At 69.4% G+C, this 4,711-nt stretch carries 5 protein-coding genes; all 5 read left to right on the top strand.

What is annotated here, in order from left to right:
• Positions 1 to 1,310: (d)CMP kinase (gene cmk, locus A612_RS03225; RefSeq protein WP_019373153.1), on the top strand; the 1,310-nt coding region annotated here is incomplete at its 5' end.
• Between the two features lie 186 nt (positions 1,311 to 1,496).
• The gene (gene rpsA / locus A612_RS03220) at positions 1,497 to 3,182 is read left to right on the top strand and encodes a 30S ribosomal protein S1 (protein WP_019373152.1); all 1,686 of its coding nucleotides are present in this window, start codon (positions 1,497 to 1,499) and stop codon (positions 3,180 to 3,182) included.
• Positions 3,183 to 3,325: 143 nt separating this feature from the next.
• Positions 3,326 to 3,619: an integration host factor subunit beta gene (locus tag A612_RS03215; protein WP_019373151.1), complete on the top strand. Its 294-nt coding sequence runs from the start codon at positions 3,326 to 3,328 to the stop codon at positions 3,617 to 3,619.
• Between the two features lie 41 nt (positions 3,620 to 3,660).
• The gene (locus tag A612_RS03210) at positions 3,661 to 3,978 is read left to right on the top strand and encodes a LapA family protein (protein ID WP_019373150.1); all 318 of its coding nucleotides are present in this window, start codon (positions 3,661 to 3,663) and stop codon (positions 3,976 to 3,978) included.
• Positions 3,968 to 4,711: tetratricopeptide repeat protein (locus A612_RS03205; protein ID WP_019373149.1), on the top strand; the 744-nt coding region annotated here is incomplete at its 3' end. The genes A612_RS03210 and A612_RS03205, both read left to right, overlap by 11 nt.

The following is a 4,711-nucleotide window of genomic DNA, read 5'->3' as shown; positions in this document are numbered from 1 at the left end:
CCGGCAGCCGCTACCGCTCGCCGGGCAGCATCCACGTGGAAGCCGACGCCTCGTCGGCCAGCTACTTCATCGCCCTCGGGGCGCTCACCACCCCGGCCGAGGGCCAGGGGCCGCTGCGCATCCTCGGCGTCGGGCTGGACTCGATCCAGGGCGACATCCGCTTCATCGAGGCGGCCCAAGCGATGGGCGCGCGCGTGCAGGGCGGCCCCCACTGGCTGCAGGTGGAGCGCGGCCGCTGGCCGCTCCAGGCCATCGACCTCGACTGCAACCACATTCCGGACGCCGCCATGACGCTGGCCGTGATGGCGCTCTACGCCGACGGGCCGACCACGCTGCGCAACATCGCCAGCTGGCGCGTCAAGGAGACCGACCGCATCGCCGCCATGGCCTGCGAGCTGCGCAAGCTCGGCGCCCGCGTAGAGGAAGGTCCCGACTGGCTGCGCGTCTGGCCGCTGCCCGCGGCAGCCGACTGGCGTGCCGCCCGCATCCACACCTACGACGACCACCGCGTCGCCATGTGCTTCTCGCTGGCGGCCTTCAATCCGGCCGCGCTGCCGGTGCGCATCGAGGACCCGCGCTGTGTCGCCAAGACTTTTCCGGACTACTTCGAAGCGCTGTTCAGCGTGGCCCGCGCGCGGCCCGGGCGCCTGCCGGTGATCTGCATCGACGGCCCGACGGCTTCCGGCAAGGGCACGGTCGCAGCGGCCGTGGCGCAGCGCCTGGGCTACCACTATCTGGACTCGGGTGCGCTGTACCGCGCCACCGCCCTGGCCGCGGTGCACGCCGGCATCGCCATCGACCCTCGCGAGGAAGAACGCCTGGCGGCCCTGGCGCGCAGCCTGCTGCTGCGCTTCGAGGACGGCCGCATCTGGCTGGGCGCGCAGGACGTGAGCGATGCCATTCGCACCGAGGAAGTGGGCATGGCCGCCTCGCGCGTGTCGGCCCTACCCGCGGTGCGCGCGGCGCTGCTGGCGCTGCAGCACGGCTTTCGCCGCCTGCCTGGTCTGGTGACCGATGGCCGCGACATGGGCACGGTGGTCTTTCCCGACGCGCAGCTCAAGGTTTTCCTCACCGCGAGCGCCGCCGTGCGCGCCGAGCGGCGCCACAAGCAATTGATGGCAAAGGGTATTTCCACTACAATAGCCGACCTTCGCGCAGAGCTTGATGCGCGCGACGCGCGGGATGCGAGCCGCAGCGTTGCGCCTCTTGCGCCTGCCGAAGACGCCCTGGTGCTTGACAACTCCTCCTACACGATCGACGAGGCCGTGGATCAGGTGGTTGCCTGGTGGCAGGCGCGCCAGCCGTTTTGAGCCTGCGGGCCGGGGCGGCTGGCCAGTCCGACCCGCAGCAGGTCGCGCCGGCGCCCCTGGCCCGGCGGCGCGTGCGGATCCTTGCAACTTCAACCCCCGCGGCGCGATGCCGCATCACCTCCGCAGCCAGTCCTAGAAACGTCGGCAATGGTGCCGCCGGAAACCTGTCTGCGGACAAGGAAACCCATGTCTGAATCTTTTGCCGCCCTGTTCGAAGAGTCGCTGCAACGCACGGAAATGCGCCCGGGCGAGGTCATCACCGCCGAGGTCGTGCGTGTCGAGCACAACTTCGTGGTCGTGAACGCCGGCCTGAAGTCCGAAGCCTACGTGCCGATCGACGAGTTCAAGAACGACCAGGGCGAGATCGAAGTCCAGGAAGGCGACTTCGTTTCGGTGGCCATCGGCTCGATCGAGAACGGCTACGGCGACACCATCCTCTCGCGCGACACCGCCAAGCGCCTGGCCTCGTGGCTGGCGCTGGAGCAGGCGCTCGAGTCCGGTGAATTTGTCACCGGCACCACCTCCGGCCGCGTCAAGGGCGGCCTCACCGTGCTGGTCAACGGCATCCGCGCCTTCCTGCCCGGCTCGCTGATCGACACCCGCCCGGTCAAGGACCTCACTCCGTACGAAAACAAGACGATGGAGTTCAAGGTCATCAAGCTCGACCGCAAGCGCAACAACGTGGTGCTGTCGCGCCGCGCCGTGGTCGAAGCCTCCATGGGCGAGGAGCGCGCCAAGCTGCTCGAGACGCTCAAGGAAGGCGCCATCGTGCAGGGCGTGGTCAAGAACATCACCGAATACGGCGCCTTCGTGGACCTGGGTGGCATCGACGGCCTGCTGCACATCACGGACATGGCCTGGCGCCGTGTGCGCCACCCCTCCGAGGTGGTGCATGCCGGCCAGGAAATCACGGCCAAGATCCTCAAATTCGACACCGAGAAGCAGCGCGTCTCGCTGGGCCTCAAGCAGCTGGGCGACGACCCCTGGCTGGGCGTGTCGCGCCGCTATCCTTCGGGCACGCGCCTGTTCGGCAAGGTCACGAACATCGCCGACTACGGCGCCTTCGTGGAACTCGAGCCGGGCATCGAGGGCCTGGTGCACGTCTCCGAGATGGACTGGACCAACAAGAACGTCGCGCCCAACAAGCTGGTCAGCCTGGGTGACGAGGTCGAGGTCATGGTGCTCGACATCGACGAGGACAAGCGCCGCATCAGCCTGGGCATGAAACAGTGCAAGCCCAACCCCTGGCAGGAGTTCGCCCAGAACACCAAGCGCGGCGACCGCGTCACGGGCCCGATCAAGTCGATCACCGACTTCGGCGTGTTCGTGGGCCTGGCTGCCGGCATCGACGGCCTGGTGCACCTGTCCGACCTGTCCTGGAACGAGCCCGGTGAAGCCGCCGTGCGCAACTACAAGAAGGGCCAGGAAGTCGAGGCCATCGTGCTGGCCGTGGACGTGGACCGCGAGCGCATCTCGCTGGGCATCAAACAGCTCGACCAGGACCCCTTCACGACCTTCGTGACGGTGAACGACAAGGGCCAGACGGTGACCGGCACGGTCAAGTCCGTGGACGCCCGCGGCGCCGAGATCGACCTGGGCCAGGACATCGTCGGCTACCTGCGCGCCTCGGAAATCTCCCGCGACCGCGTGGAAGATGCCCGCAACGTGCTCAAGGAAGGCGACGAGGTCACGGCCGTGGTGGTCAACGTGGACCGCAAGAGCCGCAACATCCAGCTGTCCATCAAGGCCAAGGACCAGGCCGACCAGCACGAGGCCATGGCCCACCTGTCGGCCCAGTCCTCGCGCGAGAACGCCGGCACCACCAGCCTGGGCGCCCTGCTGCGCGCCAAGCTGGACGGCTCGGACAAGTAAGCCGGTCCCGCGGACGTTCCTGCCCGCACCGCGGCCCGTCGCCTCCTCCGGGGGTGTGGCGGGCCGCAAGACACACACAACGGGCGTCCATGGCGCCCGTTGTGTTTTTCTTCCCCCCTTCCTTGCCGGACCCTGCGCACGCCATGACCCGATCCGACCTCGTCGAGGAACTCGCCGCACGCTTTGCCCAGTTCACGCAGCGCGACGCCGAGTACGCCGTCAAGACCATTCTGGATGCCATGGGCGATGCCCTGGTGCGCGGCCACCGCATCGAGATCCGCGGCTTCGGCAGCTTCTCCGTGACCCGCCGCCCGCCGCGCCTGGGCCGCAACCCGCGCACCGGCGAGGCGGTGCAGATCCCCGAGAAGCGCGTGCCCCACTTCAAGCCGGGCAAGGCGCTGCGCGAGGCCGTGGACCAGCGCCACCCCGTTGCATGACGCCCCGCCCCTAAAATGGTCCCGTTCACCTGGGACCGCGCATGAAATACCTGTGGTGGCTGCTCAAGGCAGCCATTTTCTTCACCCTCTTCGCCTTCGCGCTGAACAACCAGCACAGCGCCACCGTGCATTTCTTCTTCGGCACGGCCTGGACGGCGCCGCTGGTGCTGGTGGTGCTGGCCGCCTTCGCCCTCGGCGTGGTGGTGGGCGTGCTCGGCATGGTGCCGCGCTGGTGGCACCACCGCAGCCATGCGCGGCGCGCGCCGCTGGCCGCCATCGCCCCGGCTGCCGCCGCCTCGCCAACCCCGTCCGAGGCGGAAGCCGACGCGATGCTGCCCCCGCCCATCCATGGAATTTGACCCGAGCTGGATCGTCCTGGGGCTGCCGCTGGCGTTCGCGCTCGGCTGGTTTGCCTCGCGACTGGACCTGCGCCAGTTGCGCGAGGACAGCCGCCGCGCCCCCAAGGCCTACTTCAAGGGCCTGAACTACCTGCTCAACGAGCAACAGGACCAGGCCATCGATGCCTTCATCGAGGCCGTTCAGAACGACCCGGACACGACCGAGCTGCACTTTGCGCTGGGCAACCTGTTTCGCCGCCGCGGCGAATACAACCGGGCCGTGCGGGTGCACGAGCACTTGCTGTCGCGCGGCGACCTGGGGCGCGCCGACCGCGAGCGCGCGCAACACGCGCTGGCGCTCGATTTCCTGAAGGCGGGCCTGCTCGATCGGGCCGAGGACGCGCTGCGGCGGCTGGAGCGCACGCCCTTTGAAGGCCAGGCGCGCATGGCGCTGCTGGCCATCTACGAGCGCTCGCGCGACTGGCCGCAGGCCAGCGAGATTGCCCGCCGGATGCAGGCGGCCGGCCAGGGCGACTTCAGCACCCGCCAGGCCCACTACCTGTGCGAGCAGGCACTGGCGCACGCCGCACGTGGCGAGCTGGAGCCGGCACGGGAACTGCTGCGCGAGGCGGTCGCGACGGCGCCGCAGGCGGCACGCGCGCGCATCGAGCTGGCGCGGCTGGCGCAGCGCACCGGCGATGCGGCGACTGCCTGCCGCGAGCTCGAGGATCTGGCGGCGGTCGCCCCGGCGGCG

It is taken from the genome of Melaminivora alkalimesophila (genome assembly GCF_000282995.1).
Lineage (GTDB): Bacteria > Pseudomonadota > Gammaproteobacteria > Burkholderiales > Burkholderiaceae_C > Melaminivora > Melaminivora alkalimesophila.
The sequence above is the reverse complement of the archived record's forward strand: the minus strand, read 5'-3'. Positions and strand labels throughout refer to the sequence as shown.